Source organism: Streptomyces genisteinicus (assembly GCF_014489615.1).
Classification (GTDB): Bacteria; Actinomycetota; Actinomycetes; order Streptomycetales; family Streptomycetaceae; genus Streptomyces; species Streptomyces genisteinicus.
The window spans coordinates 7,535,829-7,562,781 of sequence record NZ_CP060825.1 but is presented as its reverse complement, the minus strand read 5'-3'; the positions used below and the strand labels follow the sequence as shown (position 1 = coordinate 7,562,781).

Genomic DNA, 26,953 nt, shown 5'->3' with positions numbered 1-26,953 from the left:
GCCGTCGGGGTCACCCCTGTATGACACGCATCATCGCCGACATCTCGGTCTCCCTCGACGGCTTCGTCACCGGCCCGGACCCCGGACCGGACAACGGACTGGGCACGGGTGGGGAGGCGTTGCACACCTGGGCGTTCTCCGACGATCCCGAGGACCGCCGGATCCTGCGCGAGGCGACCGCGCGCTCGGGCGCCGTCGTCATGGGCCGCCGCCTGTTCGACGTCGTCGACGGGCCGCACGGCTGGGACGGGACCACGGGCTACGGCGCCGGAGAGGCCGGCACCCCCGCCTTCGTCGTGCTGACGAGCTCCGTGCCGGATTCTGTGCGGCTGACCGGACTCGACTGGACCTTCGTCACCACGGGGCCGGCCGACGCCGTGTCCGCCGCCCGGGCGCGGGCGGAGGCCGCGTCGCAGGACGCGGGCCGGGATCTCGACGTCGTCGTGATGGGCGGCGGCGCCACCGTCGGCTCGGCGCTGCGCGCGGGGCTGCTCGACGGGCTCGCGCTGCACCTGGCCCCCGTGGTGCTGGGCTCCGGGACGCCGTTGTTCACCGGCGGGGCACCGCGTGCACTGGTGCGGCGCGGTGTGACGGCGACACCGACCGCGACGCACCTGGCCTACGACATCCTGTGAGCACCGCGTCCCCGGGCGCCCCCTGGCCCGCTCCACCCGTGCGGGGCCGTGCGGGACTGCGGGGTGTCGTGCGGGACGCCGCGCTCACGAGGCTGCGGGACGCGCCCGTCCGCGGTACCGGGGCCGTACCAGTCCAGGCACAGGACGGTGGCGTCGTCCTGCACGTCGCCGTCGCAGGCATCGGTGACCGCGGCGACCAGGGTGCGCACCACCTCGCGGGGATGCTCGTCGGCGGTGGAGCGCATCAGGTCCCGCAGGTCGACCGCGGCGGCCCGGCGCTCCTGCATCCCGTCGGTGTAGAGCACGAGCCGGTCGCCGGGACGCAGATCGAGGCTCTGCACCCGGTACGCGCCCTGGCCGACGACGCCGAAGGGCAGGTCCACGTCCAGGCGCAGCTCGCCGACCTCGCCCTCGCGCAGCCTCAGCGGCCAGGGGTGCCCCGCGTTGACGAGCCGGGCGCCGCTGCCGTCGAGGGCGATGCGGAGCAACTGGCCGGTGGCGAAGGTCCGCCGGCCGTGGTCGAGGAGCGCCTGATGCGTCTGCCGGGCCTGTTCCGCGAGATCGGTCCCGGCACGGCGGGCGCCCCGGGAGGCGTTGATGAGCAGCGTGGCCATGAGCGAGGCGTCCACGTCGTGGCCCATGGCGTCGGTGACGGACAGGTGCAGGGCGTCGTGGTCGACGCTGTAGTCGTAGGTGTCGCCCGCGATGTCGGCGGCCGGCACCAGGGCGCCGGCGAGAGCGAACGCATCCGCCTCGCACGAGGGTGCGGAGGGCAGCAGCTGGCGCTGGATCTCCGCGGCGAGGCTCACCGAGGTGGTGCGGTTCCCCCAGTGGTAGAGGTCGGTGAACCTGCGGTCGGCGACGATGATGTACGCGAGCGCGTGGGCGGCCTGCTCCACCTGTTCCAGCACGTCCTGGGTGACCTCGGCGAGGAACAGTTCCAGCACGCCGATGGTGTCCCCGCGGTTGGTGACGGGTGCGAGGACCCGCTCCCCCTGGCCGTTCTCCGGTGACAGCACGGGCCTCTGGGTGCGCAGGACCTCGTCGTAGACGCTGCGCCCGGCGAGGGGGACCTGCACGGCATGACGGCCGTGCCGTGACATCGCGTCCTCGCTGACCCTGAGCAGTCGCCGTCCGACCACGTCAACGAAGAGGAACGACACGTATCGCGCACCGAAGCGGTTCCGCAGATTACGCGCCACCACATCGAGGGAGCCCACCGGCGCGGCGTTCTCCGCCGCCGCCAGGACATCGGCCAACCCGATCCGATCACGCAGCACATCGACCTCCTTGAGTTACGGATCCTCCTTCCCAGCGACACGGCGTGCATACAACTCGGGCTTCCGGCACGGGACCTGTGGTACCGCGGCGGGGCGCCGGTCCGGCGCGGCGCCCGTGCGGCCGGGACCGGGGGCGCTGCGGGCGGGCGCGACAGGGCCGGGCGGCGCGGCGCGGCGAAACAGCGGCGCGCGCGGCGATACAGCGGGCGGACGGCGATTCAGCGGGCGCGGCGGATACGGATCGGGCCGCGGGCCCGTTCCGGGTCGACGGCGCGGCCGCCCTGGGTGATCTCCACCTCGCCGGCCGCCACCAGCCGGCGCGCGGCACGGCGGACCGGCTCCATCAGGGAGCGCCAGCCGTCGTCGTCCCCGTCGTACGCGGCCCGCGCGGCGTCCGACGGGCAGACGGTCGCGCCCGGGGCGCGCCCGTCCAGCAGCTCCAGGATGGTGCGCTCCAGGCGGCGGCCGGCCGCCCCTCGGATGTCCGCCACCCCGCCAGTCTCCCACCGCGGCGGTTCGGGCGGCAGCGCGCTCCCGGGGCCGCCGCGTGCGGCACCCGAGCGGCGGCGCGTGACCGGATCGGTCCGCCGGCGGACCCGATGGAGCCTGGTTCCGCCCGCGGGCGGCGGCCCAGGATGGAGCCATGAGCAGAGCACTGATCGTCATCGACGTCCAGGAGTCCTTCCGCGCCCGCCCGCTCTGGGCGGCCACCCACGACCCGCAGGTCGCCGACCGGGTGAACCGGCTGGTCCGCCTCGCCCGCGCCGCGGGCGACCTGGTGGTGTGGGTGCTGCACACCGAACCGGGCAGCGGAGGGGTCTTCGACCCCACGTCCGGCCATGTCCGGCTGATGGCGGAGCTGACGCGGGCGGACGGGGAGCCGCTGATCCACAAGACCTCGCACAACGCGTTCACCACGACCAACCTGCAGCAGGTGCTCACCCGGCACGGTGTCGGTGAGCTCCGTGTCTGCGGCATCCGCACCGAGCAGTGCGTGGAGACCACCGTCCGGGTGGCGAGCGACCTCGGTTACGACGTCACACTCGTGATCGACGCGACGACGACCGACCCCGTAGCACACCGCGACGCCCCCGCCGGCCTGAGTGTGGCGGAACTGCTCGCCGACCCGCGCACCCTCCCCGCCGCGGAGGTCGTCCGGCGCACCGAGTACGCCCTCGCGGGGCGCTTCGCCGCCATCGAGACCGTCGACCGGCTGGAGGCCGCGGCAGGTCTTCCGGCATGATGACCGGATCGTGAGCCGCGTCGTCTTCTTCCTGGTGCCCGGAGTCCATCTGCTGGACCTGGCCGGCCCCGCGCAGGTCTTCTCCACCGCGGCGGACTTCGGTCACCCGTGGACGCTCTGCTACGTCGCCGAACGGACCGAGGTGGCCTCGGCGCAGGGGCTGCCGCTGGTGGCCGGGCTCCGCTGGCCGGAGCTGGGGCCCGACGACCTGATCGTGGTGCCCGGCTGGCGGACGGGCGCCGGCCCGGGGTCTCCCGCCATCGGGGCCGCCTCGCTCCGGATGCTCCGCGACCACCACGCCGCGGGCGGCACGGTGGCCAGCGTCTGCGCCGGGGCCGAGGCACTGGGGCGGGCCGGTCTGCTCGACGGGCGCCGCTGCACCACCCATCACGACGTGCAGGAGGAGCTGGCCCTGCGCCACCCCCGGGCACTCGTCGTCCGCGACGTGCTGTTCACCTCGGACGAGCGCGTGGTCACCTCGGCGGGCATCGCCAGCGGCATCGACCTCGCCCTGCATCTGGTCGCGACCCGCCACGGCCCCGGGGCGGCTGCGCGGGTGGCCCGCGAGATGGTCGTCTACGCGCGCCGGAACGGGCACGAGCCCCAGGCCAGCGCGATGCTCCGCCACCGCGCCCATCTCGACGACACGGTGCACCGCGCCCAGAACCTCATCGACGCCCGCTTCGACCAGCCGCTCCCGCTGTCCGTCCTGGCCTCGGCCGCGGGGGTCAGCGAGCGGACCCTCACCCGTCTCTTCGGCCGTGCCACCGGCCTCACTCCCCTGCGCTACCAGCAGGCCCTCCGCCTCGAACGCGCCGAACACCTCATCGGCCACGGCGCGACGGTGGATTCCGCCGCCCGCGCGGTCGGCTTCGAGGACCCCCGGATGCTGCGGCGGCTCCGCGCCCGTGCCGTGTGAGCCGCACCGCCGGCCGGACGCGCCCGGCGGCGACCCGGCGGGGGCTGCGCCGGCGCTCCCGGGGGGGTATCGGTCCTTCCGGGCGGCGGCGTCAGCGCGGAGCGGGGTCGGCATCGGTGCTCCCGGGCGGCGGCGTCAGCGCGGAGCGGGGTCGGCGCTCCCGGTCCGCCGGCCGGTCGTGGTGCCGCGCGCGTAACGCCCCGGAGTGGTGCCGAGGACGCGCTTGAAGTGCCGGGTGAAATGGGGCTGGTCGTAGAAGCCGAGGTCGGCCGCCACCTCGCCCGGCGGCTGCCCCGCGAGCAGCCGTCCGCGGGCGAGGTCGATGCGCCGCGACATGACGTACTGGTGCGGCGGGATGCCGAACGCCGAGCCGAACGCGCGCACGAGGTGCGCGGGGTGCACGTGGAGCACGGCGGCGAGCTGTACCAGGGTGGTGCCCTCGCACAGCCGCTCGTCGAGCAGGTCGCGCAGGTCGTGGGCGATGCCGCGGCCGCCCGCCGGGGCGGGAGGCGCCGCACCGTGCGACAGGTGGGCGCGCAGCCGGTCGCCGATGAGGGTGAGCCGGCTCTCCGCCTCGAACTCGTCACCCGGTACGGCGAGCGCCGCGTGCAACCGGCCGATACGGGTGCGCAGCAGGGGGTCGGTCAGGTCGGGCCCGTCGACCGCGGGCCCGATGAGCGACTCGTCCAGCAGCGTCGTGTCCAGGTAGACCACCCGCTTGCGGAAGCCCTGGGCGGTGGCGGGCGATCCGTTGTGCGGTACCAGTGGCGGGAGCAGGCTGACGGTGTCGCCCGGGGTGCCGCGCTCGTGGTGGTCCAGTTCGTAGCGGACGACGCCGTCGTCGACGATCAGCAGGGTCCAGGCGTCGTGGACGTGCATGGGGTAGGCGTGCTCGGTGAAGCGGGCGTGCAGGACCTCCCGCACGCCCGGGACCGCCGGGCGCCATGCTCGGACGTCGTCCCGGGATGCCACGTGAAGAACGTACAAGACGGCCGACGGGGCGGACGGGCAGTCTCACGGCATGAGAACGACGACGGAAGCGGCCGGCGCACCGGCCGAGCAGCCTCCCCTCCGCTTCGACACGAAGATCGCCGTCCTGCTGCGCGACGACCTCGAACCCTGGCAGCGTCTGAACGTGACCGCCTTCCTGGTCAGCGGCCTGGGAACGGCCGTGCCCGAGGTGATCGGTGCACCGTACGAGGACGCGGACGGCACGGCGTACCTGCCGATGTTCCGCCAGCCCGTGCTCGTCTTCGAGGGCGGGAAGGAGACGGTGGCCCTCGCGCACGGCCGTGCCCTGTCCCGGTCCCTGGCGACGGCGGTGTTCACCTCGGACCTGTTCGGGACCGGCAACGACCGGGACAACAGGGCCGCGGTGCGGGCCGTGCACGGGGACGCCCTCGACCTGGTGGGCATCGCCGTCCACGGACCGCGCAACGCCGTGGACAAGGTCCTCAAGGGGGCCCGGATGCACCCGTGAGACGGCTCGCGCGGTTCGGCGGCCGGCACGGTGCGGCGTTCCGGCCCCGGCGCCCCCGTCTCCGGCCCGGAGCGCCGCCTCCGGTGGGCGGTACCCGGTGCCGGCGGGCCCGGGCCGCGGCGTAGGGTCGGACGGCCCAGCAGCTGGAACCGTCGGACGGGAGCACGCGTGGACACCGGGGACATCGAGGCGATCGGGACCGGCAGGCTGGTCCTGGAGCCGCTCGCCGTCGCGCACGCGGACGAGATGGCCGGTGTGCTCGGCGATCCGGCGCTCCACGCCTTCATCGGCGGCGCCCCGCTCTCCGCGCGGGATCTGCGGGCACGGTACGAGCGTCTGACGGCGGGCTGCCCCGACCCGGCCGGGACGTGGTGGAACTGGGTGATCCGGCTCCGCGCGGAGGGCTGCCTGGTGGGGACGGTCCAGGCCACGCTCACCGTCTCGGGGTCCGGGAGCACCACGGCCGAGGTGGCCTGGGTGGTCGGGACCCCCTGGCAGGGGCGCGGCATCGCGAGCGAGGCGGCACGCGCACTGGTCGGCCGGCTCCGTGAGCGGGGCGCCGCCGCGGTCCGTGCCCATGTCCACCCGGACCACGCCGCGTCGGCCGCCGTCGCGGCCGCCGCGGGACTCTCCCCCACCGAGCACCGCCACGACGGTGAGGTCCGCTGGGAGACGGGGCCGGTGAGGCCGGGGGCCCGGACCGCCCCCGGCGGCGGGAGCGGTCGGGCATCGGGCCCGGCGGGGCGGGTGCGGCCCGCACCGGAGTGAACCCGGCACGGCGGCCGGGTGCCGGGCGGTCCCGGCCGGCATTCCGCAGGCGGCCGGGTGCCGGGCGGTCTCCGGCCGGTCCCCCGGCGGGCGTTCAGACGGCCGGCCCCGGCCGCTCTCCCGGCCGGCGTTCGGGCGGGCCCTTCAACCGGTGTCCCGCAGGCGGGCGTTCAGGCGGGCGGCCTGGCGTGTGAGGTGGTCCCGTTCGGCGAGGTTGGAGGCCTGCCGGGCGGCCTCCGCGTAGAGCCGGGCCGCCGTGGCGGGGTCGCCGTCGCGTTCGTGGAGGTAGGCGGCGGCCGCGGTGTGGCGCGGCAGGCCGGGGTCGAGTTCCCCGAGGGCGGCGAGGCCCGCGCGGGGACCGTCGGCCTCGCCGACGGCGACCGCGCGGTTGAGGAGCACGACCGGGCTGGCGGTGAGCCGGGCGAGTTCGTCGTACCACTCGACGATCTGCACCCAGTCCGTCTCCTGTGCCGTCGGCGCGTCGGCGTGCAGCGCCGCCACGGCGGCCTGCGCCTGGAACTCGCCCAGCCGGTCGCGGGCGAGCGCCGCCTGGAGGATCGCGACGCCCTCCGCGATCGCCGAGGTGTCCCACCGGCCGCGGTCCTGGTCGGCGAGCGGCACCAGGCTCCCGTCGGGTGCGGTCCGGGCCGCGCGCCGGGCGTGGTGGAGCAGCATCAGGGCGAGCAGCCCCGCCACCTCGGGGTGGTCGACCGCGGACCTGAGCTGACGGGTGAGCCGGATCGCCTCCGCGGAGAGGTCCACGTCGCCGGAGTAGCCCTCGTTGAAGACCAGGTAGAGCACGCGGAGCACGGTGGCGACGTCCCCCGGCCGCTCGAACCGCACGCCGGAGACGGTGCGTTTGGCGCGGCTGATCCGCTGGGCCATGGTCGCCTCGGGGACGAGGTACGCCCGGGCGATCTGACGGGTGGTCAGGCCGCCCACGGCGCGCAGGGTCAGCGCGACGGCGGACGACGGCGTGAGCGACGGGTGGGCGCAGAGGAAGTAGAGCCGCAGCGTGTCGTCCACCGCGGGCGCCGGTCCCGGCGCGGGTTCCTCGTCCACCCGGTCCTCCCGGCGCCGGCGGGCGGCGTCCGAGCGGGTCGCGTCGAGGAACCGGCGCCAGGCCACCGTGACCAGCCAGCCCTTGGGGTCGCGCGGGGGGTCCGCCGGCCAGACGCGCACGGCTTCGAGCAGCGCGTCCTGGACGGCGTCCTCGGCCGCCGCGAAGTCGGCTCCGCGGCGGACGAGGACGGCGAGGACCCCGGGCGTGAGGCTCCGCAGCAGTGCCTCGTCCATCGCAGGGGTCACTCCGTGACCGTGGGGGGTGCGGTCAGGAACGGGCGCAGCTCCAGCCACTCGTGGATCGGCCGGCCTCCGGCGCCCGGGGCCGCCGACAGCTCCCCGGCCAGCTCGACGGCGCGCTCGTGGCTGTCCACGTCGATCACCATCCAGCCGGCGATGACGTCCTTGGTCTCCGCGAACGGCCCGTCGGTGACCGGCGGCCGCCCCTCTCCGTCGTACCGCACCCACGAGCCCTCGGGCGCGAGGGCCTGGGCGTCGACGAACTCGCCGGACGTCTCGAGCCGGGCCGCGAAGTCGTGCATGAACTGCACGTGCGCGGAGATCTCCTCCGGGGTCCACCGGTCCATCGGGACGTCGTTCACCGGGGCCGGAGCGCCGCGGTAGTGCTTGAGAAGCAGGTACTTGGCCATGGTGTCTCTCCTCGTGCTCGTGCGGCCCATTGTGGCCGCCTCCACCCCTGGGACGGAGCAGGCCGCAGGTTCTCGACACCGCCGGCGGACTTATCTGCGGTGTCCGCGTCTCAGGGGCGGGCGAGCAGGGCCGGCATCGGCGTTTCGGCCACCGCCGCTCGATGCCGTGAGCTGGCAGGACACGGTTCGGAGCACCGAACGGGCGCGTGCCCGTACCGGCTTCGCGGCTCGCACGCTGTCCGAAAGACGTGTGTTCGACCGGCGGGCCGTCGTCGTTGACAGGGCACAGCGTCAGCTCTGCACCGAGCGTCAGCTCAGCACCGTCTGCACCGGAGGCCGCCATGCACCCTCTGCCGCCCCGACCGGCACGCCGCCCCGGCACGCGTCGCCTCGCTGCGCCTCCCGCGCCTCCGGCGCGCGCTGCCCGGCGGCTCCGCGGGGCGCCGGAGGCGCGGTGAGCTCCGTGGAGCGGCACCGGGTGCCGCTGGACGTGCACCTGCTGGCGGTCCGCGCCGGGGACACGGGGCGGGAGGTGCTGCTGTCCCGGCGGGCGGGCGACGTCTACGCGTCCGGCATGTGGCACGCACCGTCGGGTCACGTCGACGGGGCGCACGAGGACGTCGTGGCGGCCGCAGTCCGCGAGACGGCGGAGGAGACCGGCCTGGTCGTGGCCGGCGGCGACCTGTGCGCCGCGGTCACGGTGCACCACCGGGGGCCGTCCGGCCGGGCGCGGGTCGGCTTCTTCTTCGAGGTCACGCGCTGGACCGGGACGCCGCGGGTGCGGGAACCGCACGTGTGCGACGCGATGGGGTGGTTCCCGCTGGACGCGCTCCCGGAGCCGATGGTCGCGTACTGCCGCGCCGGGATCGACGCGTACCGGGCCGGCGGCGGCGTCGCCCTGCACTTCATGGAGCCCGGGGACCCTGTCGCCCACGACCCGGCACTCGACCGGCTCCGCGTCCTTCCGTCGGCGGCCCCCGGCACGGGGTGGTCGTCCGGCCCGCCGCCGTCCTCCGCCCGCTCCCTCGTCCCCCACCCGCAAGGAGATCTCTCGCCGTGACGCACGACGCCGGCACCCCGACCGCCCACGGACCGGTCCTGGACGGCTGGCTCCCGCCCGAGGAGTACGCGGCGACCCTGCCGAAGGCCTCCATCTTCGGTTCGCTGTTCTTCACCGACGAGGACGACCGTCCGGTCCACCTGCGCGCCGTCTACGGCACGCACACGTGGCAGTGGCCGGGCGGGACGGCCGACCCGGGTGAGAGGCCGTGGGAGACGGCCGTCCGGGAGACCGCGGAGGAGACCGGCATCCGTGTGTCCGGTCCCCCGCGGCTGCTGGCCGCCGTGTTCGGCCTGCCCGGCAGCGGCTGGCCGCTGGCGACCGCGGGATTCGTCTTCGACGGCGGACGGCTCACCGACCGCCAGATCGCGGACATCGTCCTCGATCCGGCGGAGCACGACGAGGTCCGCGTGCTGCCCCTGGAGGCCTGGCGCCCGCTCATGACCGACCGGGACTTCGCACGGCTCCGCGCGGTCCAGGACGCCCGCCGGACCGGGACACCGGCGTACTTCGACACCTGGGACTGGGACGAGTGAACCCGCGGCGCCCCACAGGCGCCGCCCGCAACGCCGGCGACCGGGCACCGCAGACCGGGAGCGCCACGCCTTGAGCCGCGAGAGACGGGCTTCGGGAGGCGGGCGGCCGACCGCGGCCGGCCGCTCCCCGGGGGGCTGTGCGCGGCACCGGCGCACCGGCCGGAGACCGCGTCATCCGTGGATGCCGAGGCCGGTGTCCGCGCGGCAGTGCGAGCACGCCTCGACGCCTTCGGCCACGGCACGGGCGGCCGCGTCGCGGGACACGCCGCGCACCCGCTTGCCGGCCATGTGGCAGCCGCCCGTGTGCACGTAGAGCGCCCGGTGCCCCTCGCCGATGCCCGTCTCGATCAGCCACTCCGCTGCCGGCGGGCGGGTCCTCTCGCCGCGGCGGCGTTCGCGCTCCCGGCGCTCCTCGTCGGCGATGCGCTCGCGGACCCGGGCCAGCGCCAGCGCCAGCCACGTCTCCAGCGTGCGCAGACGCGGCAGGTCCGGGGGCAGGTCCGACATGACGGGACCGCGGATCAGGCGACGACGCCGACGTCGACCCGCGGCGTCGAGGTGGTCCGCGTGGCCGCCTTCAGAGCCATGCGCGCGTCGACCAGCGCCTCGCCCGTGAACGCCGCCCAGTACGGGTGGGTCGCCACGGCGGCGGAGAGGTCGAGGCACTCCGCGCGCAGCCGGGCGACGACGGCGCGCTGTTCACCGGTCCAGCCGGGCGAGGGTTCACGGCCGCCGGTCACCGCTCCGGTGTGCGGATGCTCGTCGCCGGGGCGGCCGTCCAGCGGCTCCACGGACCACGGCAGCGACCTGAGGAGGGCGGAGAGCTCGGCCGTCGCCTGGTGCAGTCGCGTCTGGGCGGCGCGGAGGTCGTCGGGCATGTCGATTCCGGTCATGCTCGAATCATACGTCTGTTCGATTTTGTGCGTCACGTGCGACCCGCCCGTCCCGCACCTGTTCCTCCGCGGCGGAACAGGTCCCGTCCACGGACGCCCCCGGCCCCTGCGGACGCGGCGTACCGGGCCCGGACGCCGCGGGACAGCTCCGGTCCGAACCGGTAACGTCGCCGCCGCGCAGAGCAGGCACGGCACACGGGGAAGCGGGGGCACGCATGCACGTCCTGGAGGCGGGGGATCCGCGCCGGATGGGGGACTTCGCGCTGGTCGGCAGGCTCGGCGCCGGCGGCATGGGCCAGGTCTTCCTGGGGCGCTCGGGCGACGGCCGGACCGCCGCGGTGAAGGTGGTGCGCGCGGAACTGGCCGAGGATCCCGAGTTCCGGGCCAGGTTCCGCCAGGAGGTCGCCGCGCTCCACCGGGTGGGCGGCGAATGGACCGCGCGGGTGCTCGGCTCCGACACCGAGGCCGCCGCGCCCTGGGTGGCCACCGAGTACGTGCCGGGGCCCTCGCTGCAGCAGGTCGTCGGCGCGGGCTACGGGCCGCTGCCCGAGGCCACGCTGCACGCACTGGCCGGGCGGCTGTCGCGGGCCCTCGGCGCCGTCCACGGGGCGGGGCTGGTGCACCGCGACCTCAAGCCCTCGAACATCCTGCTGACCGTGGACGGCCCGCGGATCATCGACTTCGGCATCGCCCGGGCCCTCGACACCGTGGCGGGCGGCCTGCGCACCTCCACCGGAGTCGTCCTCGGCTCACCCGGCTTCATGGCGCCGGAACAGGTGCGGGGACAGCGGGTGACCCCGGCGGCGGACGTCTTCAGTCTCGGTTCCGTCCTGGTGTACGCGGCGACGGGGCGGCTGCCCTTCGGCTCGGCCGAACTGGGTCTGCACGCGCTGATGTTCCGCATCGCCGAGGAGGAGCCGGACCTCACCGGGGTGCCGCCCGCGCTGACGGGACTCGTCGCCGCGTGTCTCGCCAAGGACGCGTCGCTGCGGCCCACGGCCGGGCAGATCGCCGCCGCTGTCCGCACCGACACGGCCGGGCCGTGGCTGCCGGCGGAACTGCTGGCCGATCTCGGCCGGCTGGCCGCCCGGATGCTCTCCGCGCAGACACCTCCGCCGGAGCCGGCACGGGGACCGGAGCCGGAGCCGGACGCCGCTTCCGCGTCCGCGCCGGCTTCCACGCCCGCAGCACGGTCCGGACGGCGCCGGCTGCGGTGGCGGCCGTTCGTCGCCGGGGCCGCCGCCCTCGTCGCGGTGGCCGCCGGCACCGCGCTGGCGCTTCGGGGCGACAGGGGCGGGGATGCGCCCGCGGACGGCTCCCCGTCGGCGTCGCAGGACGGCGAACGGAGGGTGCCCGAGGAGTTCACGGGCGCCTGGGAGGGCGTGGTCGAGGGCGATCCCGAGATGCCGAAGCGCGTGCTGCGGCTGGAGGTGACGGCCGGCGGGCAGGGTTCCGCGGTCGCCTCGTACATCGACACCGCAGGCGACCGGCAGTGCGCAGGACGCGCCGACCTGGTCTCCGCGGGCGCCGGGACGCTGGTCGTCGGCGGCGGCAGGGTGACCGCGCAGATGCCGAAGGGCGGGTGCGGACCGCTGGCGCGGCAGACCCTCACGGCCCGCTCGCCGTCCGTGCTGACCTGGGAGTCCGGTGGCCTGACCGCCGACCTCCACCGGTCCGTCGGCGGGCGGGAGGCGGTGCCGGCGGCGTACGTCGGCGTCTGGGTGCCCGCCAACGAGCTGTACCGCGAGCAGGAGATGATCCGGATCACGCAGGGCCCGGCCGGCGGCCGGCTGGTGCGTCACGCGGCCGAGGCGGGCATGGAGGACGGGTCCGAGGCGTACTGCGAGAGCAGTCACGTCGTCGGCGCCGTGTCCCCCGTCCTCGCCCTCGGCCCGGGTACGTACACCGCGGAGTCGGCCGAGGAGTGCCGCCAGGACGACGCCGTCTTCCTGACCGTCGCCGGCAACGGCCGCATGCTCCTCTACAGCATGGCCGCGGACGCGGAACCCGCGGAGTACGTGCGCAAGTCGTGACCGGTGCGGGGATCGCGGCGGGGCCTGCGGCCGCTCGTCAGGACGCGCCGGCCACCAGGAACGTCTCGTCCTCGTAGCACCAGGCCCACGACTCGTCCGGGGCGAGGGAGACGGCGACGGGGTGGCCGGCCGACGCGTAGTGGGCGTACGCGTGGCGGCCCCGGGAGCTGTCGCAGCATCCGACGTGGCCGCACGTGGTGCACCGGCGCAGGCGTACCCGGCCGGGGTCGCCGGGCGGGCAGTCCTCGCACTCGTCCGGGTGCGGGGGCGGCGGCACGGTGACGTCCGGCGCATGCGCGCACCGCCGGCCCTCGGGGCGCCCGCCGTCGTGAGCCGGGTGCCACCCGGCGGACGGCGTGCCCGGTCCCGGTGCGTCGGGAGAAGGGGCCGCGGTCTGGCTCGGCTCGGTGGGGTGCACGGCGGGGCGCTCCTCGAAGACGGTGACGGGCAGCGGTCCGCGTTCCGGCCGGGACGGGACATCCGGCTTTCTCCCCGCGTGGTGGCAGCGGATGCACCGGAAATCCCGGAAGGCGCACGGCGGATTCCACGGGCCCGATCCGCCGGTCCCTGAATCCGGTCCCGGTCCGGTCCTCGAATCCGCTTCCGGTTCGACGCCGGCGGCTCTCCCGCTCCCGGAGCCGCCGGCGGCCACAGCCACGCGTTTCCCGTCACATTCCCGGCGGACCTCCGCGGCGCCCCCGGCGCGGGGCGGCACCGTACGGAATTCCCCTCGATTGCGTCAATCACCGCGGGGCAGACGCACGGTGACGGAACAAAGGACACAGGGAGGACCGCGATGACACACGGAACGTCCGCCGCCCGGGCGGGAACCAACGGTCTGGCCGTGGCGAGCCTGGTCTGCGGCATCGTCGGGCTGCTCTTCTTCAACGTGATCCTGGGCCCGCTGGCGATCGTGCTCGGCGCCGTGGCCCTGCGCGGGTCCCCGGCCGGCGGCGCCTCCATGGCGAAGGCCGGGATAGCGCTCGGAATCGTGGATCTCGTGATATTCACGGTCTTGCTCGTGGCCGCTTCCTCCAGCGGCGGATTCAGCTGGTACGCGGGCGGCTGATCTGTTCGACGGAGTCGATTTCCCTCCGGGTCGCCGGCCGCCGTCGCGGCGGTCGGCGACCTTTTCGTTCGAGACACGGGAGACATGTGATGAGCACCTATGTGATCACCATTCCGGGCACGTTCCTCACACCGCCGGCGGCGGAGGTGCAGGCGGCGGTGGAACGCGAACTGCGGCCCGCCGACCCCCGGCAGACCTCCCTCGGACGCCGGGAGGACCTGCGCATCCTGACGGTCAACGAGAACGACACCTTCACGGTGCGCCTGGAGGTCGAGGCGGCCGACAGCGACGAGGCGGAGGACACCGCCCGCCGGACGGTCGCGTCGGCCCTGACGGCCGTCGGGGTGACCGCCGACGAGGCGCCGCTCGGCCCGGCGGTGGTGACCGGCATCGAGGTGTGACCGGCGGTCTCCCCGTGAGCGGCGAGGTGTGACCGGCGGTCTCCCCGTGAGCGGCGTCGGCACGCGGGGGGCGTCCCTCCCCCGGTGGGTGCCCCTGACGAGGGGCCGGCCCGCCGCGCGTCAGGGGCACCCGCTCCGGCCTGCGCTTCACGCTCCGTGCCCGGTGCCGCGTGGCGGGCGCCCCGGAGGCGGCGGAGACTGGCCGGGGACGGGGCCGTCCGCAGGGACGGCGGTGACCGGTCCTCTCCTGCCGCCGCACGGCCGCGGCGGGGCCGGGCGCACGGACCGTCCGGAGAGGTGTCGAGGCGATGGGCGACTACGCGGACCTTCCCGGTGTGAGGACCTGGTACGAGAGCGAGGGGTCCGGCGATCCGCTGGTCCTGCTGCACGGCGGCTTCTGCACCAACGACGCCTGGGGCGCGCAGCGCGCCGATCTCGCCGCGGTCCATCGCGTGCTCCTTCCCGAGCGGCGCGCCCACGGCCACACCCCCGACGTCCCGGGGCCGCTGTCCTACCGGGACATGGCGGACGACACGGTGGCGTTCGTGGAGTCCGTCGTCCGCGAACCGGCCCACCTCGTCGGGTGGAGCGACGGCGGTGTCGTGGCGCTGCTCGTGGCCGCGGCCCGGCCCGACCTGGTGCGCAGGGTCGTGGTCATCGGCGCCAACTTCCGCCCGGGTCCCGAGTGTTTCACCGAGCCCGGAATGCTCGACACGATGACGGCCGACGGTCCCGATCTCGCCTTCTTCCGTGAGCTGTACGAGCCCGTGTCACCGGACGGCGCCGGACACTGGCCGGTGGTGGCGGCGAAGGTGCTGGACATGTGGCGCACCCAGCCGGAGATCGCCGCGGACGAACTGGCGCGGATCGCGGCGCCGGTGCTCGTCATGGTGGGCGACGACGACCTGATGACACTGGAGCACACCGCGTCGCTGTACCGCGGGCTGCCGGACGCCCGGCTGGCCGTCGTCCCGGGCGCGTCCCATCTGGTGCCGCTGGAGCGGCCCGACCTGGTGAACCGCCTCGTCCTGGAGCACCTGGCACAAGGCGCCGTCGAGACGATGATGCCCGTGCTGCGGGCGCGGCGGCCGGAAGGCGCCGGTGGCGAACAGGCGGCCTGAGCTCCGGCCGGCCCGGTGTGCTGTCAGGGCCCCGTGCTGCGGGGCGGGTCCCCCGGCCCCGCAGCACCGGGCCGGGCCCGCGGGTCCCGGCCGCCCGGTGGCGGCCCCGGGGCGTCCCGCCTGCGGCGCTCCTGGCGGCCGAGCACGACCTTCACCGGGAACAGCGCGAGCCAGCACCACATCGCCGCGTGCGGTGCGAGGAAGGCCAACGGCACGGACGCGCCGAACACGACGACGGTCGCGGCCAGGTCCGCCGCCGTGTCGCGCCACTCCCCCACGTCCGTGATGCCGTGCCTGACCCTCAGCAGGGCGAACATCGCGAGGTGCAGCAGGTCGACGAGGCAGATCATGGCCGCGTACGCGGCCACCGCCACCGGTTCCCGGGCGCCGTACTCGGCGAGCATGGCCGTGGGGAAGGGGACGAGCGCGATGACGCCGAGCACGGCGAGCGCCAGGTACTGGGGGATTCCCCCGGTCGTCGCGGACATGAGCAGGAGCCGGCGCTGGTCACGCCAGAAGATGGACACGATGAGGAAGCTGAGCGCGTAGGCGGCGAGTTGGGGCAGCGTCTCGCGCAGGGCTTCGTCGAACTCTGCGGACCCGAGGTCCGGCGGGACGCGGACGTCGAGGGCGAGCAGCGTCATGGCGATGGCGAAGATGCCGTCGGACAGGGTGATCAGACGGTCCGGGCGCGCTGCCGGGGAGCTTCCGGTACTCACCCGGCCACCCTCGTGGCCCGGCGGTGCGGCACCTCGGATTGCTCCGACTGCGGGCAAGCCGCCCCGGCGGGCGCGTGCGCCGTACGCGGCCGGGGCACCCGGCGCACGCGTGGGACGTCCGGTCAGACCGCCGGGAGCGGGTCGGACGGCGGCACGGACCCGGTGGTCAGCGCACGGGCGGCGGCGAGCTCGTCCCGGGCTGCCTGCTCCGCCGCTTCGAGATAGGCGTAGGCGTCCGCCCCGATCGGGACGCGCAGCGGCGTCGGCCCGGTGGCCGTGACGACGGCGAGCACCTGTTCGGCGAAGTCCCCGGGCCGTCCGGTGGCGGCGTCGTGGGCCATCCCGCGGACCCCGGCGAGGGTGGCGGCGGTCGACCCGGTGTACGCGGGCAGCCGGCGGGCCGATTCGGTGAGCGAGGTCCCGTAGCGGGTGGCGAAGCCGCCCGGTTCGAGCACGGTCACGCGGATGCCCAGCGGGGACACCTCCGCGGCCAGGGCCTGACTCATGCCCTCCAGGGCGTACTTGCCGGCGACGTACGCGCTCAGGCCGGGGAAGGCCATGCGGCCCGCGAGGGAGGAGACGTTGACGATGTGCCCGTGCCCCTGAGCGCGCATCAGCGGCAGGACCAGGCGCGCCAGCCGCCAGGGGCCCACCACCAGGGTCTCCAGCTGGTCGCGGATCTCGGCGTCGCCGACCTCCTCGGCCGCGCCGAACAGGCCGGCCCCCGCGTTGTTCACCAGGACGTCCACGCCGCCGAGTTGCTCGACGGCGGTGCGGACGGCCCGCTCGCACTGCGCGGGGTCGCGCAGTTCCAGTGGCACCGGGTGGAGCCGGCCGGGCCAGTCGGCCGTGTGCGGCTCCAGGTCGGCGACCCGGCGCGCGGTGACCACCGCGACGTCGCCGCGGCGGGCCACGGCCGCGGCCAGCGCCGCCCCGAGGCCCGAGGAACATCCGGTGATCAGCCAGCGTCGCACCATCGAGATCCCCCTACCGTCCCGCGGAACACCCGGCGGACCGCACCGCCCGAAGGCATCCGCCCGGCTGCTCATGGTCGGGTACCGGCCGCCCCGGCGACCATCCCCCTGCCGGGGGCGCGAAGGCGCACCGGGCGCACGAACCTGCGCTCCGCCGAGCCCGCGTGCGCCGTCGTGGACGACGGACCGTGCGGCGGCGCGGCCTGGGGCCGGGACGGGTACCCGTGGCGGGACCGGGACGGGAACGGGGAAGGGGCGAAGCGACGCGTGCGCCCACCGGGGAGACCGGCGGCCCCGTGGCGGCGTGCGCTTCTCCGGCGGGAGGGTCCACGATGGGGCGATGCACACGGCAACTCCCACCATCCGACGCTCCGCGCCGCTGCGCCGGCCCGGTGTCCGGCGGCCGCGCCCGCGGCCGCCCGAGCGCGGGTCGCGTCCCCCGGGCCCGGCCGGCGCACCGCCGGGGCTCCGTCGCCACCTGCGGTACGCGCGGCACCCGCCGGCGACACGTGCCCGCAAGGTGCCGGCATGACCACGGTGCCCGGCGTCGACACCCGGGGGATGGTCCACTGCGAGACGACGGCACTGGACGTCCTGCTGCGTCACGAGGGCATCGAGCTGTCCGAACCGATGCTCTTCGGCCTCGGGTCCGGTCTGTCGTTCGTCTACTGGGACGCCCGGAACATGGACTTCCCGTTCCTCGGCGGCCGGGTCAGACCGTTCGAACTCACGCGGAACCTGGCCGCCGCACTCGGGCTGGAACTCACCGTCGAGGAGACCTCCTCGCCCCGCAGGGCATGGGCGAACGTGACCGCCGCCGTCGACGCGGGCCGGCCCGTCGGACTCCAGCTCGACAGCTACCACCTGCCGTACTTCGCCTCGAAAGTGCACTTCGGGGGCCATGTCGTCGCCCTCTACGGCTACGACGAAAGCACCGCGTACCTCGTCGACACCGCCCAGCAGGGCGGCGCGGTGACCACCGGTCTGACGGACCTGGCGGCGGCCCGGGCGGCACGCGGCCCCATGACGGCCAGGCACCGGTCGTTCACCGTCGGCGTGCCCCGCGACGCACCCGAACCCCGCAGCAGGATCGTGCCCGCCGTGACCGCCTGTGCCGACGCCTTCCTGCATCCGCCCATCGCCAACCTCGGGCACCGGGGCATCGGGAAGGCGTCCGCGATGGTGCCCACCTGGCAGCGGCGCGCCGCCGACCCGGGCCGGGACCTGCGGCAGGCGGCCCTCCTCATGGAGCGGGGCGGGACCGGCGGCGCGCTGTTCCGCAACCTGTACCGCGACTTCCTCGCCGAGTGCACGGGGCTGATCGACAGCCGCCGCCTGCGCACCGGCCTGGCGCTCTACACGGAGGCGGCGGCGCTGTGGACGCGGACGGCGGAGCTGATCGGCGAGGCCGGTGAGACCGGCGACGAGCAGTGCCTCGTGCGGGCGGGCGGCATCCTCGGGGATCTGTCCCGCGTGGAGCGCGAGGCCATGGAGGCGCTGAGCCGCCTCGGCGGCGAGGTGTCCCGCGCGGCACGCCCCTGACTCCCGGGTGACGGGTCGTCAGGGGCGGTGCCGGCGGCGGCGTCGAGGGCGCCGCGCATCGGACCCGCCGGACGGCGGGGTGTCCGGGACCGGCCGGCCCCCCGCCCCCGGGTCTTCCGCGGCCGGTCCGGAGCGTCAGGAGGGGTTGTCGCCGTGCGTCAGGGTCTCCCAGGCGACGAACAGGTTGTTGGTGCCCATCGGACGCCCGGCACGGGTGTAGGCCTCGGTGTTGGTCATGGCGTGGCCGAGCCGGTTGTGCAGCGCGTTGTAGCCGACCTCGCTCACCGGGCCGAGGCCCCGCTTCACGGTGCCGCCGCACAGCCAGGAGGGCGGCGCGGTGCGTTCGTACGTGGCGTGGAGGCCGAGGGCGTGCCGGATCCGTTCGCCGAACTCCGGGTAGAGGTCCTGGCCCTGGATGCGGGAGGTCTCGGCGACCTGGGCCATGGCGGCGATGCCGTAGCCGGTGTGGGTGAAGTCCCGGCAGGTCTCCTGGCTGAGTCCGTTCACGAAGGTGGTCTGCCCGTGCCAGTAGCCGATGATCTCGTCGCGGGTGTCGCGGCCGTCGCCGGGTTTCGTGCGGGGCAGCGCGCCGTCGGACGTCAGGTAGACGAAGGCGGGGACGCGGGCCCGGTAGAGGGAGACCGCGCGGTCGTAGATCGCCTTGTCGTCCAGGAAGACGCCGATGCCCATGAGGGCCTGGGTCATGCTCAGCTCCCAGTTCCCGTTGGAGTTCGAACCGCCCCGTATCTCGGGGTAGTAGACGTCGCGCAGCATGGCGGCGAAGCGGCCGGCGTTCGGCCAGTCCCCGTGGACGTGCTTGATGATCTCGGCGGCCTTGGGCCAGGAGCTCGCCGCCCAGGCGGTCTGGAGCGGCGCGTTGCTGTTGGTGTGGTCCCGGATCGTGGCCGACCAGGCGTCCATGATCTGGATCGCCTTGGCGGCGTGGGCGTCGTCACGGGTGACGTACCAGGCCAGGGCGTGGGTCCAGGCCGCGATCGCGTCCTCGCGCTCGTCCCTGCAGCCGTTGTCGGGGTTGGAGTAGGAGCCGCACTCGACGATTGCACGCGGGTGGGGGGTGTACGAGAGGGAGGCGTACGGCGAGTTCATCATCTGGTTCCAGGCCGCGGCCTGGGGTGCGGCGCCGGCGGCGACCCGGGCCCGCACGGTGTCCAGCTGGGCGCGGCCGAGACCGACACCGGGGTGGGTGAACACGGCGGGCGCGGCCTGCGCGGCGGGCACGGCGGCGGCGCCCGCGGGCCCGGCGTCCGGGAGGTGACCGTCCGCCCGGGCCGGTGAGACGAGGGCGCCGGCCAGCAGCGCGCCGGCAGCGGCGAGGAGGCCGGTCCTGAGGGCTGTGTGTCGCATGGGGGGTGATGCCTTTCCGTCGACGGCGGAGGCGTTCTCATATGTGAACCACTCTTGCCAATGTGAATTCACGAGGTGTCAGGAAGGTAGCCATGAGCCCGTGTCGCGTCAAGGTCTGGACCAGAGCCGCAGAGGGAGCCGCCGGGAGCCGAACGACAGAACGGGCGTTCACATGAGTGAACGCCCGTTGGCGGAAGGCATGCGACCGCCGGGGACCGGCGCCGCTTCCGGCACCCCCGGCCCACCGTGCGCGGCGCTGCGGGGCGGGGGCGCCGGGAGTGCTACTCGAAGAACTTCAGGCTCCACCCCGTGTCGTTGTTCGGCCCGGGGACGTTCGCGCGGCTGTAGGTCGTGTTCCCCCACCAGGTGAAGGAACCGGTGTACCAGTAGCGGTTCTCCCACGCGTACGGGGTGCCCTTGGGGACCGCGTGGAACATCGACGGGAAGGTCGGCCCGGCCGGGGGGCTGGTGGCGATGTCCCCGTCGAGCAGGACGAAGGTGTGGTGCCCGGGACCGTTCACATGCAGGGTCGGGTCCCAGCCGCGCATCATGGTGGCGCGGTTCGAACCGAACAGGCAGCCGTTGGACTTGTACCAGTCCCAGACGTGCGTCGGATCGCCGCCCGCGCGCAGGCGCAGGTCGGCGAGGCAGTACTGGTCGCTCCAGCTGCCGTTGGCCGAGTACGCGATGTGGAGCTGTCCGTTCGGATCCTTGATGGGCTCGGGCCCCTCGTTGATGAACGGGTTGCCGACCACCCGCTCCCAGCTCTCCCTCGGTTGCGAGATGACGTACCGCGGTCCGGTGGGCGTGGTCGGGCTGCTCATCCGGGCGATGTAGAGGTTCTGCTCCACGTTCGTGTCGCCGGCCCAGCCCGACCAGACGAACCAGCGCTGCCCGTTGAAGGTGAACAGGGTGCCGTCGATGGCCCACTTGTCGTCGGGCAGCGCGAGTTTCGACTCCGCGGTCCAGCCGCTGTCCGGAGAACCCGAGCTGATTACGTACATCCGGTGGGCCGCGCCGCGCCCCGCCGCGAAGTAGATGTAGTACCGGCCGCCGTCACGGACGATCTCCGGTGCCCACACCTCGCCCAGCCCCCGGGTGTCCGCCCAGACCTGCCGGGCGGGAGCCGAGGCGAGGCCCGCCGTCGACGAGGCCTGGCGCACGGCGATGCCGCCGCCGGTCGACTGGACGGAGATGTACGTGCCGCCGACGCGGAGCACGCTGGGGTCGGCGGCACGGAGGGCCGTCTGGTCGGCGGCCACCGGCGGGGCCGACGACAGGGACATCACCGCGGCGAGAGCGGCCGCGGCAAGGGCCGCGGCGCGGGTGCGGGCGCGGTTACGTGCACCGGTTCGCGGGCGGATGTGCCCGCGGAGTCGCGTGCCGGTTGGTGTGCGGAGGGGATCCACAGGTCGCTCCCTGGTCGTCCGCCGCCCGTAGGGGCGGGGACGCCGGACGGGCGGAGGCCGCCGGCCGGCGCCGCTGGTGGGGGGAAAGGGGGATTTACATCGATGGAATCGAGCGTTCCAGCATCATGACGTGCACTCGTCATGTCAAGAGTCCGGCGGCGCGGCACCCGCACGGAGGGCGGGCCGCAGGAGACGCCCGGGCGGCCGGCGGGTGCGCGGCACCGGATATCCTGCCTCGTCCTTCACCTGCCAGAAGAGGTCTCGACGATGAGCGGCACCGCATCCCCCTTCCCCGAGCGCATGGAGCTGACCGGCCGGGGCCTGGTACTGCGCGACTGGACGGAGGGCGACCTCGACGCGATGCCCGCGCTCTTCGACCACCCCGACATCGCGCACTGGACGCCGATCGTCTCGCCGTTCGACGCGGACGCCGCCCGCGCCCGCCTCGCGCGGGCCCGCGCACTGCGCGCGGAGGGCACGGCGATCCTGCTCGCGATCACCACCGACGGGGGCGCCCCGCTCGGCGAGGTGATGCTCCGGCGTTCCCCCGAGGGCACCGAACTCGGCTACGCCGTCGGCCCCGCGCACCGCGGCAGGGGACTCGCGGCACGCGCGGTGCACGTCATGGCCGGCTACGCCTTCGCCGAACTCGGGGCGGAGCGGGTCATCCTGGAACTGGAGGCCGAGAACGACGCCAGCGTCGCCGTGGCCACCAGGGCGGGGTTCACCCTGCTCGACGTGCCGCTCATCACCGGCCAGGAGAAGGGGCGTCCGTTCGCCCTCCAGACATGGGGCCTCGCGCGCCCCTGAACCGGCCCACCCGCCGGGAGCCGCATCCGGACCGGGGACGTCGACCGGGCCGGAAGCCCCGTCCGCACAGGAGACCTCGACCGCACAGGGGACGTTGGCCGCACAGGGAACCTCGACCGCGCAGGGAGCCCCGTCCCGGCAAGGAGCCCCGTTCCCGCAACGAGCCGCGTCCGCAACGGGAACCCCCGTCCGCACGGGGACCTCGGCCCCGCCGGAAACCACCGCCGCACAGAAAGCCCCGCTCGGGGCGCGCCGCCCGGCCCGTCGGCCGGCCGTCCCTCCGCGCACGGCCGGCCGACGGGCGCGGACGGCCGACCCGCGTCGGAGCGCGGCCGGCCCGCGGCCGTCACTCCCGTCCGCCCGACCGCCCCGCGGGCACCGCCGCCGGCCGCCCCGCCGGTCCCCGGGCGACTGCGCGCACCGGTGCGCGGGGGACGTGGACGCCATGAGCCCTCCTGAGTGCCGTGACCCGGCCGGATGTCAGAGGCGGGCGGCAGCGGCCGCGCAGGAGCGCGCCCTGCCGCCCCTGCGAACCCTGCCGCCCGCACGATCATCGCACCTCTGCGACCTGCATGGACCACGAAGATGAGGTGAAAGCCCACATTGGCCGCTTTCTCACCTGCGTCACTTTTCGCGCCGTAACGTTCCTTGGCCCGTCCCCCACCGCCGGTCCGCCGTCCGCGGCGCCCGCCCGGTCTCCGCTCTGGCCAAAAGCCGCCCGTTCCGCATGCCCGTCCCCCGAGGGGCCGGGTGAACACGCCGCGCGCCCCGCGGGGTTGTGGTGATCTCTTCCGTTCCCCGCCCCGGTGCGTGCACAATCCGGACTCGGGGCGAAGGGGAGGTCACATGGAGGTACGCGGTCTTCCGCACGGTTCCCGCCCGCTGCGGACGGGGGGCCTGGCCGATTCGGTCCACGAGACGGCCGACCGCGATCCCTCGCTGGTCCAGCTCTCGCGCCGCCGTCCGGAGCGCCCCGACGTGTGGGAACCGGTCACCGCCGGGGAGTTCCGCGACCAGGTGACGGCCGTGGCGAGAGGGCTGCTGGCCAACGGGGTCCGCTTCGGCGACCGGGTGGCCCTGATGTCGCGCACCCGCTACGAGTGGGCGGTCCTCGCGTACGCCCTCTGGCACGTCGGCGCCGAGGTCGTCCCCGTGTACCCCACCTCCTCCACCGAGCAGGTGCGCTGGATCCTCGAGGACGCACGGGTGTGCGCCGTCGTGGTGGAGCACGAGCACCACGCGATGACCGTGGCCGCGGGCGGCGGCACGGCGACGACGCTGAAGGCCCTGTGGCAGCTGGACGCCGACTGTCTGTCAGTTCTCGCCGAGGACGGCCTCGGTGTGCCGGACGAGGAGGTGCACCGCCACCGTGCCGTGGTCCAGCCGCAGCAGGTCGCCGTCGTCTGCTACACCTCCGGGACGACCGGCACGCCCAAGGGCTGTCTCGTCACCCACGCCAATCTGGCCGCCGAGACCGGCACCCTCCTCGACGGATGGGGCGTCCTGGTCGCCGAACCGGGCGCCGCGCCGTCGATCCTCACGTTCCTTCCCGTCGCGCACGTCTACGGGCTGATGGTCGTCGTCTGCTGCCTGCGCGGCGGCATCCGCCTCGGCCTCCAGCCCGACATCGCGCCGCGGCAACTGCTCCCGGCGCTGGCGTCGTTCCGGCCCACGTTCGTCTTCGCCGTGCCGTACGTCTTCGAGAAGATCTTCCACACGGCACGCCGGGCCGCGGAGGAGGCCGGCCGCGGACACGTCTTCGACAAGGCGGCCGATGTGGCGATGCGTCACGCGGAGGCGGAGGAACGCGTCTCGCGCGGCAGCGGCCGTGGCCCGAGCCCCGCCCTGCGGGCGCGGCACGCCGTCTACGACCGGCTCGTCTACCGGCGGCTGCGGGCGGTGCTCGGCGGCCAGGTGCGCAACGCGGTGTCCGGTGCCTCCACGCTCCGCCGTGAACTGGGCCTGTTCTACGCGGGAGCGGGGATCACCGTGTACGACGGGTACGGCCTGACCGAGACGTCCGGCGCGGTGACCGCCCAGCCGCCCGGCGCGGTCCGCTTCGGGACCGTGGGCAGACCGATGCCGGGCAGCGAGATCCGTGTCGCGCACGACGGCGAGGTGTGGATCAGGGGCGAGACGGTCTTCGCCGGGTACCTCAACAACCGCGAGGCGACGGACGCGGTGCTGCGGGACGGCTGGTTCGCCACCGGCGACCTGGGCCTGCTGGACGACGCGGGTTATCTGGTGATCACCGGCCGCAAGAAGGACGTGATCATCACCAGCGGCGGCAAGAGCGTGTCGCCGACGGCCCTGGAGGACCAGCTGCGTCACCACCCGCTGATCTCCCAGTGCCTGGTGGTGGGCGACGACCGGCCGTACGTCGCCGCGCTGATCACGCTCGACCCCGAGGCGCTCGACCACTGGCGGCGGCTGCGGGGCAAGCGCGCCGGGAGCAGTGTGGAGACGGCCGGGGACGAGGATCTGCGGGCCCAGATCCAGCGGGCGGTGTCGCGGGCGAACGCCCATGTGTCGAGGGCGGAGTCGATCCGGGCCTTCCGCATCCTCCCCGGCGAGTTCACCGCCGAGAGCGGGCTGGTGACGCCGAGTCTGAAGCTGCGCCGCCAGGAGATCGCGCGGGTGCACGCGGCGGACATCGAGGCCATGTATCCCCGTCGCGAGGACGACCTGCTGCCCGGCACCGGCCGGCGACGGGGACGGGGACGCTGAAGGAGGCCGCCGCGGAGGACGGGGACCCCCGGGGCCGGGGCGCGGCGAGTGCCGCGCGTGACGGGTGCACGGGGCCGGCGGCCGGGGTCCGGTTCACGGCACGGCGTCCCGGGGCCCCCGCGTGCGCCCCCGTGGGGGCCGCACGCGGGGGCGGGTGCCGTCACCGGGTGGCGGCGGGCGGTGAGAAGGGGGTTCCGTCGGCGTGGAAGGCCGTCACGTCCACGGTCGCGTCCTCTGGGGCTCTGACCGCTGCCGTCGCCCCGTCGACGGTGGTGCCGCGCACGGTGATCCGGGCCGTCGCCCGGCTGCCCGCGGCGACGGCCCACCAGGCGCCGTCCGGTGCGCGCCACGTGGTCCCGGCGACCACGTGCTGGTCGAAGCGGCTGCACGCGGCGGTGTCGGCCCGCGCCGCCGCCGCAGTGCCGGGAGAGCCCGGCCCGCCGCCCGGGGGCCGGAACCAGACCGTCACGCGCCCAGCGCCCGCCCAGGTGTCCGCCCGGGTGCACACCCAGGTGGCGGTGCCGCCCTCGCCGGGCAGCGGCTGCCGGGCGTACGTCCAGTCGTTGACCGCCCGCACGCCCTGTCCGCGCAGACCGCCGAGGGTGCAGGCGGTGCGCGCCCAGACGGCGAGGCCGGACGGGCCGGTCGCCTCCCTCGGCTGGCGCGCGGGCACGCCGGAACCAGGTGCGGGGGTGTGCGTCAGATGGGCGGGGGTCAGTTCGCCGAGGTCGGTGACGAGGAAGGAGTGCTGCTCGACGATGCGCGCGGACGAGCGCAGGCTGAGCACCGGCCAGGCGGTGCAGCCGCCGCCCGCACCGGGCCCGGCGAGGACCGGGGTGACCCCGCCGGGTGCCGCGACGGGCCGGGTCGGCTCGTCGGGACGCAGCAGGTCCCGGGTGCCGGCCTCGGCGATCCAGGGCGCGAGGAGGTAGCGGGTGCCCTCCGGGGTCCTGCTGACGACGACCGCGGCGGCGGTGGTCACGTCGGCGCGGTCGGTGCGCGCCAGGTCGAGCACGGCGGTGCCGGAGCCGCGCAGGGGCTCCGCGTAGCGGGCGACCCGGAGGCCGTCGTGCAGCAGGACGACGGCCGCCCCGTCCACGTCCCCGGCGAAGAGCAGGGACGGAGGTGCGGAAGGCGGTTCGCTGCCGGTGCCGGACGACGGGGTGACCCGCACGGAGGAGTCGTCGCCGCCCCAGGCGCGCAGGGCGCGCCGGAGCAGCGCCCGGTCCGTGCTCCGCCCGCCCCGCGCGGGCCACGCCGAGAAGTCGACGCGTGCGGTGTCCGCCCACCGGTCGGCGGGAGCCTTCCGCAGTGCGGCCGGGTCCAGGACGGCCGCGGCGGCGGCTCCCCGCGGTCCGGCGGTGCCCGTCGGGCCGGTGCGGTCGGGGCCGTCGCCGTACGCGCCCGTGACGACGGCGGCCGTGACGGCGAGCAGTGCGGCGGCCGACGCCGTGGCGACACGGCGGCGCAGGCGACGGCGGAGCAGGTCGGTGGGGTGCAGCAGCACGTGGCCGGGGTCGAACTCCGCGGTCCGCAGGACGTTCTCCGCCGTGCCGCCCAGCGCGTCGCGCACGGTGCGCGCCGCGCGCAGCGCCTCCCCCGGGTCGTCCACCCGGGCGACCGCCAGGGCATCGGTGATCTCCCGGTCCGGCAGGCCGTCGACGACGGCGAGCGCGAGCGCCGCCCGTGCCGGGGCGGACAGCCCGGCCAGCGCCTGTGCGGCCGTCAGCCCGTCCGCGCCGCCGACGCTCGGGGACAGCCGCAGGCCGAGGACCAGGGGCAGCCCGGCGCCGGGCCCGGTGCGGCGCCCCGCCCGCAGCGCGGCGGCGAGGACCCGGGCACGGATCTCCGCGTACCCGCCGCCCGGGGACGCGCCGCGGGGCAGCGAGCGCTGGACGACCCGGTGCGCGGTGAGCACGCGTCCGTGACCGCCCGTCCGGGGCGGCAGGACGAGGTAGGCGATGCGGACGAGCCGCCCGTAGTGCTCGACGAGTACGGTCTCCGCGCTCCGGCCGGATCCGGTGGCCGGCGGCGGGGGTTCGGGCTGAATCGGCATGTGTCCTCGGCTCGTTGCTCGCTGTGCGGGCGGTTCCCGGCTGTCCCTGTCAACGAACGACCACGGACGGCGTCACTCCAACAGGTGGCAGCCACACGCGTTGCCGACCCTCTTGTCAGGTGTTCGGATCAGGCCGCAGCGCCGCCCGGGGGTGCCAGGTGAGCGGTGGCGGGGACGGAAGGCGACGGACGTCGGGAGACG

27 protein-coding genes are annotated in these 26,953 nt (G+C 75.3%); 14 read left to right on the top strand and 13 right to left on the bottom strand.

Annotated features, from left to right (window positions below; all coding sequences use genetic code 11):
* Positions 1-20: 20 nt before the first annotated feature.
* A complete protein-coding gene (locus IAG43_RS32320; protein ID WP_187744173.1) occupies positions 21-635 on the top strand; it encodes a dihydrofolate reductase family protein in 615 nt (204 codons plus the stop codon).
* On the opposite strand, the gene IAG43_RS32315 is transcribed toward IAG43_RS32320, so the two are convergent.
* Both IAG43_RS32315 and IAG43_RS32310 read right to left on the bottom strand, forming a co-directional pair.
* On the bottom strand, positions 620-1,915 hold the full coding sequence (locus IAG43_RS32315) for a PP2C family protein-serine/threonine phosphatase (RefSeq protein ID WP_187744172.1): 1,296 nt from the start codon (positions 1,913-1,915) through the stop codon (positions 620-622). The genes IAG43_RS32320 and IAG43_RS32315 overlap by 16 nt on opposite strands.
* Before the next feature lie 218 nt (positions 1,916-2,133).
* Positions 2,134-2,406: a DUF3253 domain-containing protein gene (locus tag IAG43_RS32310; RefSeq protein ID WP_187744171.1), complete on the bottom strand. Its 273-nt coding sequence runs from the start codon at positions 2,404-2,406 to the stop codon at positions 2,134-2,136.
* A 152-nt stretch (positions 2,407-2,558) separates the two neighbouring features.
* On the opposite strand from IAG43_RS32310, the gene IAG43_RS32305 reads away from it, so the two are divergent.
* Together IAG43_RS32305 and IAG43_RS32300 are read left to right on the top strand one after the other, a co-directional pair.
* On the top strand, positions 2,559-3,158 hold the full coding sequence (locus tag IAG43_RS32305; RefSeq protein ID WP_187744170.1) for a cysteine hydrolase family protein: 600 nt from the start codon (positions 2,559-2,561) through the stop codon (positions 3,156-3,158).
* Between the two features lie 10 nt (positions 3,159-3,168).
* Complete coding sequence (locus IAG43_RS32300; protein ID WP_187744169.1) at positions 3,169-4,077, top strand: GlxA family transcriptional regulator; 909 nt, start codon at positions 3,169-3,171, stop codon at positions 4,075-4,077.
* A 135-nt stretch (positions 4,078-4,212) separates the two neighbouring features.
* Here IAG43_RS32300 and IAG43_RS32295 read toward each other — a convergent pair whose 3' ends face one another.
* Complete coding sequence (locus IAG43_RS32295) at positions 4,213-5,049, bottom strand: helix-turn-helix transcriptional regulator (RefSeq protein ID WP_187744168.1); 837 nt, start codon at positions 5,047-5,049, stop codon at positions 4,213-4,215.
* A 49-nt stretch (positions 5,050-5,098) separates the two neighbouring features.
* Here IAG43_RS32295 and IAG43_RS32290 point away from each other — a divergent pair, with 49 nt between their 5' ends.
* Both IAG43_RS32290 and IAG43_RS32285 read left to right on the top strand, forming a co-directional pair.
* Positions 5,099-5,557 (top strand): DUF2000 domain-containing protein, encoded by a 459-nt coding sequence (locus tag IAG43_RS32290; RefSeq protein ID WP_187744167.1) that lies wholly within the window; start codon positions 5,099-5,101, stop codon positions 5,555-5,557.
* 168 nt (positions 5,558-5,725) lie between these two features.
* Positions 5,726-6,325: a GNAT family N-acetyltransferase gene (locus tag IAG43_RS32285; protein ID WP_246574670.1), complete on the top strand. Its 600-nt coding sequence runs from the start codon at positions 5,726-5,728 to the stop codon at positions 6,323-6,325.
* Positions 6,326-6,469: 144 nt separating this feature from the next.
* Here IAG43_RS32285 and IAG43_RS32280 read toward each other — a convergent pair whose 3' ends face one another.
* The gene (locus IAG43_RS32280) at positions 6,470-7,621 is read right to left on the bottom strand and encodes an RNA polymerase sigma factor (protein WP_187744780.1); all 1,152 of its coding nucleotides are present in this window, start codon (positions 7,619-7,621) and stop codon (positions 6,470-6,472) included.
* Between the two features lie 8 nt (positions 7,622-7,629).
* Positions 7,630-8,037, bottom strand: coding sequence for a YciI family protein (locus tag IAG43_RS32275; RefSeq protein WP_187744165.1), 408 nt, complete (start codon positions 8,035-8,037; stop codon positions 7,630-7,632).
* Between the two features lie 454 nt (positions 8,038-8,491).
* Here IAG43_RS32275 and IAG43_RS34765 point away from each other — a divergent pair, with 454 nt between their 5' ends.
* Both IAG43_RS34765 and IAG43_RS32265 read left to right on the top strand, forming a co-directional pair.
* Complete coding sequence (locus tag IAG43_RS34765) at positions 8,492-9,097, top strand: NUDIX hydrolase (protein ID WP_246574669.1); 606 nt, start codon at positions 8,492-8,494, stop codon at positions 9,095-9,097.
* The gene (locus tag IAG43_RS32265; RefSeq protein WP_187744163.1) at positions 9,094-9,633 is read left to right on the top strand and encodes an NUDIX domain-containing protein; all 540 of its coding nucleotides are present in this window, start codon (positions 9,094-9,096) and stop codon (positions 9,631-9,633) included. The genes IAG43_RS34765 and IAG43_RS32265 overlap by 4 nt, the downstream gene beginning before the upstream one ends.
* Positions 9,634-9,804: 171 nt before the next feature.
* On the opposite strand, the gene IAG43_RS32260 is transcribed toward IAG43_RS32265, so the two are convergent.
* Together IAG43_RS32260 and IAG43_RS32255 are read right to left on the bottom strand one after the other, a co-directional pair.
* Positions 9,805-10,140 (bottom strand): DUF6233 domain-containing protein, encoded by a 336-nt coding sequence (locus IAG43_RS32260; protein ID WP_187744162.1) that lies wholly within the window; start codon positions 10,138-10,140, stop codon positions 9,805-9,807.
* Positions 10,141-10,154: 14 nt separating this feature from the next.
* Entirely contained in the window at positions 10,155-10,526 is a 372-nt protein-coding gene (locus IAG43_RS32255; RefSeq protein ID WP_187744161.1) for a hypothetical protein, read from the bottom strand.
* A gap of 215 nt (positions 10,527-10,741) precedes the next feature.
* Between IAG43_RS32255 and IAG43_RS32250 the strand changes: the two genes are divergently transcribed.
* A complete protein-coding gene (locus IAG43_RS32250; RefSeq protein ID WP_187744160.1) occupies positions 10,742-12,559 on the top strand; it encodes a serine/threonine-protein kinase in 1,818 nt (605 codons plus the stop codon).
* 37 nt (positions 12,560-12,596) lie between these two features.
* On the opposite strand, the gene IAG43_RS34760 is transcribed toward IAG43_RS32250, so the two are convergent.
* On the bottom strand, positions 12,597-12,977 hold the full coding sequence (locus IAG43_RS34760) for a UBP-type zinc finger domain-containing protein (protein ID WP_246574668.1): 381 nt from the start codon (positions 12,975-12,977) through the stop codon (positions 12,597-12,599).
* A 378-nt stretch (positions 12,978-13,355) separates the two neighbouring features.
* Here IAG43_RS34760 and IAG43_RS32240 point away from each other — a divergent pair, with 378 nt between their 5' ends.
* The 3 genes from IAG43_RS32240 to IAG43_RS32230 all read left to right on the top strand — a co-directional run bounded on the left by IAG43_RS32240 (position 13,356) and on the right by IAG43_RS32230 (position 15,150).
* Positions 13,356-13,628 (top strand): DUF4190 domain-containing protein, encoded by a 273-nt coding sequence (locus tag IAG43_RS32240; RefSeq protein WP_187744159.1) that lies wholly within the window; start codon positions 13,356-13,358, stop codon positions 13,626-13,628.
* An 89-nt stretch (positions 13,629-13,717) separates the two neighbouring features.
* A complete protein-coding gene (locus IAG43_RS32235; protein ID WP_187744158.1) occupies positions 13,718-14,029 on the top strand; it encodes a hypothetical protein in 312 nt (103 codons plus the stop codon).
* A 308-nt stretch (positions 14,030-14,337) separates the two neighbouring features.
* The gene (locus tag IAG43_RS32230; RefSeq protein ID WP_187744157.1) at positions 14,338-15,150 is read left to right on the top strand and encodes an alpha/beta fold hydrolase; all 813 of its coding nucleotides are present in this window, start codon (positions 14,338-14,340) and stop codon (positions 15,148-15,150) included.
* 23 nt (positions 15,151-15,173) lie between these two features.
* Here IAG43_RS32230 and IAG43_RS32225 read toward each other — a convergent pair whose 3' ends face one another.
* Positions 15,174-15,869 carry a TMEM175 family protein gene (locus IAG43_RS32225; protein ID WP_246574667.1) on the bottom strand — a complete coding sequence of 232 codons (696 nt, stop codon included), beginning with the start codon at positions 15,867-15,869 and terminating at the stop codon, positions 15,174-15,176.
* A 122-nt stretch (positions 15,870-15,991) separates the two neighbouring features.
* Complete coding sequence (locus tag IAG43_RS32220) at positions 15,992-16,846, bottom strand: SDR family NAD(P)-dependent oxidoreductase (RefSeq protein ID WP_187744156.1); 855 nt, start codon at positions 16,844-16,846, stop codon at positions 15,992-15,994.
* Between the two features lie 525 nt (positions 16,847-17,371).
* Between IAG43_RS32220 and IAG43_RS32215 the strand changes: the two genes are divergently transcribed.
* Positions 17,372-18,385 carry a BtrH N-terminal domain-containing protein gene (locus tag IAG43_RS32215; RefSeq protein ID WP_187744155.1) on the top strand — a complete coding sequence of 338 codons (1,014 nt, stop codon included), beginning with the start codon at positions 17,372-17,374 and terminating at the stop codon, positions 18,383-18,385.
* Between the two features lie 135 nt (positions 18,386-18,520).
* Here the strand turns inward: IAG43_RS32215 and IAG43_RS32210 are convergent, their stop codons facing one another.
* Together IAG43_RS32210 and IAG43_RS32205 are read right to left on the bottom strand one after the other, a co-directional pair.
* Positions 18,521-19,750 carry an alginate lyase family protein gene (locus tag IAG43_RS32210; RefSeq protein ID WP_187744154.1) on the bottom strand — a complete coding sequence of 410 codons (1,230 nt, stop codon included), beginning with the start codon at positions 19,748-19,750 and terminating at the stop codon, positions 18,521-18,523.
* Positions 19,751-20,031: 281 nt separating this feature from the next.
* Complete coding sequence (locus IAG43_RS32205) at positions 20,032-21,036, bottom strand: glycoside hydrolase family 43 protein (protein WP_187744153.1); 1,005 nt, start codon at positions 21,034-21,036, stop codon at positions 20,032-20,034.
* Between the two features lie 390 nt (positions 21,037-21,426).
* Between IAG43_RS32205 and IAG43_RS32200 the strand changes: the two genes are divergently transcribed.
* Positions 21,427-21,969, top strand: coding sequence for a GNAT family N-acetyltransferase (locus IAG43_RS32200; protein ID WP_187744152.1), 543 nt, complete (start codon positions 21,427-21,429; stop codon positions 21,967-21,969).
* Positions 21,970-22,815: 846 nt separating this feature from the next.
* A complete protein-coding gene (locus tag IAG43_RS32195; protein ID WP_187744151.1) occupies positions 22,816-24,696 on the top strand; it encodes an AMP-dependent synthetase/ligase in 1,881 nt (626 codons plus the stop codon).
* 160 nt (positions 24,697-24,856) lie between these two features.
* Here IAG43_RS32195 and IAG43_RS32190 read toward each other — a convergent pair whose 3' ends face one another.
* Positions 24,857-26,752 carry a hypothetical protein gene (locus IAG43_RS32190; RefSeq protein ID WP_187744150.1) on the bottom strand — a complete coding sequence of 632 codons (1,896 nt, stop codon included), beginning with the start codon at positions 26,750-26,752 and terminating at the stop codon, positions 24,857-24,859.
* Between the last annotated feature and the right edge of the window lie 201 nt (positions 26,753-26,953).

What these genes read in the sequence shown, in the direction of transcription:
- IAG43_RS32200 (WP_187744152.1), top strand. Translation starts at nt 21,427, where the DNA reads ATGAGCGGCACCGCATCCCCCTTCCCCGAGCGCATGGAGCTGACCGGC.
- IAG43_RS32255 (WP_187744161.1), bottom strand. Translation starts at nt 10,526, where the DNA reads ATGACCGGAATCGACATGCCCGACGACCTCCGCGCCGCCCAGACGCGA.
- IAG43_RS32235 (WP_187744158.1), top strand. Translation starts at nt 13,718, where the DNA reads ATGAGCACCTATGTGATCACCATTCCGGGCACGTTCCTCACACCGCCG.
- IAG43_RS32240 (WP_187744159.1), top strand. Translation starts at nt 13,356, where the DNA reads ATGACACACGGAACGTCCGCCGCCCGGGCGGGAACCAACGGTCTGGCC.
- IAG43_RS32275 (WP_187744165.1), bottom strand. Translation starts at nt 8,037, where the DNA reads ATGGCCAAGTACCTGCTTCTCAAGCACTACCGCGGCGCTCCGGCCCCG.
- IAG43_RS32215 (WP_187744155.1), top strand. Translation starts at nt 17,372, where the DNA reads ATGACCACGGTGCCCGGCGTCGACACCCGGGGGATGGTCCACTGCGAG.
- IAG43_RS32195 (WP_187744151.1), top strand. Translation starts at nt 22,816, where the DNA reads ATGGAGGTACGCGGTCTTCCGCACGGTTCCCGCCCGCTGCGGACGGGG.
- IAG43_RS32230 (WP_187744157.1), top strand. Translation starts at nt 14,338, where the DNA reads ATGGGCGACTACGCGGACCTTCCCGGTGTGAGGACCTGGTACGAGAGC.
- IAG43_RS32210 (WP_187744154.1), bottom strand. Translation starts at nt 19,750, where the DNA reads ATGCGACACACAGCCCTCAGGACCGGCCTCCTCGCCGCTGCCGGCGCG.
- IAG43_RS32205 (WP_187744153.1), bottom strand. Translation starts at nt 21,036, where the DNA reads ATGTCCCTGTCGTCGGCCCCGCCGGTGGCCGCCGACCAGACGGCCCTC.
- IAG43_RS32250 (WP_187744160.1), top strand. Translation starts at nt 10,742, where the DNA reads ATGCACGTCCTGGAGGCGGGGGATCCGCGCCGGATGGGGGACTTCGCG.
- IAG43_RS32190 (WP_187744150.1), bottom strand. Translation starts at nt 26,752, where the DNA reads ATGCCGATTCAGCCCGAACCCCCGCCGCCGGCCACCGGATCCGGCCGG.
- IAG43_RS32220 (WP_187744156.1), bottom strand. Translation starts at nt 16,846, where the DNA reads ATGGTGCGACGCTGGCTGATCACCGGATGTTCCTCGGGCCTCGGGGCG.
- IAG43_RS32260 (WP_187744162.1), bottom strand. Translation starts at nt 10,140, where the DNA reads ATGTCGGACCTGCCCCCGGACCTGCCGCGTCTGCGCACGCTGGAGACG.
- IAG43_RS32305 (WP_187744170.1), top strand. Translation starts at nt 2,559, where the DNA reads ATGAGCAGAGCACTGATCGTCATCGACGTCCAGGAGTCCTTCCGCGCC.
- IAG43_RS32290 (WP_187744167.1), top strand. Translation starts at nt 5,099, where the DNA reads ATGAGAACGACGACGGAAGCGGCCGGCGCACCGGCCGAGCAGCCTCCC.
- IAG43_RS32280 (WP_187744780.1), bottom strand. Translation starts at nt 7,621, where the DNA reads ATGGACGAGGCACTGCTGCGGAGCCTCACGCCCGGGGTCCTCGCCGTC.
- IAG43_RS32320 (WP_187744173.1), top strand. Translation starts at nt 21, where the DNA reads ATGACACGCATCATCGCCGACATCTCGGTCTCCCTCGACGGCTTCGTC.